This window comes from Streptomyces sp. LS1784 (genome assembly GCF_020103755.1).
In the GTDB taxonomy this organism is placed as follows: domain Bacteria; phylum Actinomycetota; class Actinomycetes; order Streptomycetales; family Streptomycetaceae; genus Kitasatospora.
Genome location: NZ_JAHSQD010001285.1, coordinates 1 through 530 on the forward strand (window position 1 = coordinate 1; position 530 = coordinate 530).

Sequence of the window (530 nt, forward strand, 5' to 3'; positions counted from 1 at the left end):
CGGATGCCGGCCGGGCTCGACCTGCCGGGCGGCGGCGCGGCGCCCGGCGGCGGCCGTGGCTGGGGGCAGACCGGTCTGACCCGGATGTTCGGCACCGACGTCGGCGGGCAGATCGCCTGGCTGCTGCCGGCCGCGCTGATCCTGCTGGTGGTCGGCCTCTGGGCGACCCGCCACTACGCCCGCACCGACACCGCCCGCGCGGCCTTCCTGGTCTGGGGCGGCTGGCTGCTCTCCACCGCGCTGATCTTCAGCTTCATGTCCGGGATCTTCCACCAGTACTACACGGTGGCGCTGGCCCCGGCCGTCGCGGCGCTGGTCGGCATGGGTGTGGACGGGCTGTGGCGGGCCCGGCACCGGCTGCCCTGGGCACTGGTGCTGGCCGGGACGCTCGCGGTGACGGCCGTCTGGGCGTTCGTGCTGCTCGGCCGCAGCTCGGACTTCCTGCCGTGGCTGCGCTGGGCGGTGCTGGTCGGCGGGCTGGTGGCGGCGGCCGCGCTGGTCGCCGGGCAGTTCGCCGGCCGGGCCTCCGG

1 pseudogene is annotated in these 530 nt (G+C 76.8%); it reads left to right on the forward strand.

What is annotated here, in order from left to right:
• Positions 1-530 (forward strand): annotated as a pseudogene (locus KS423_RS47005) (glycosyl transferase); the annotation flags it as partial.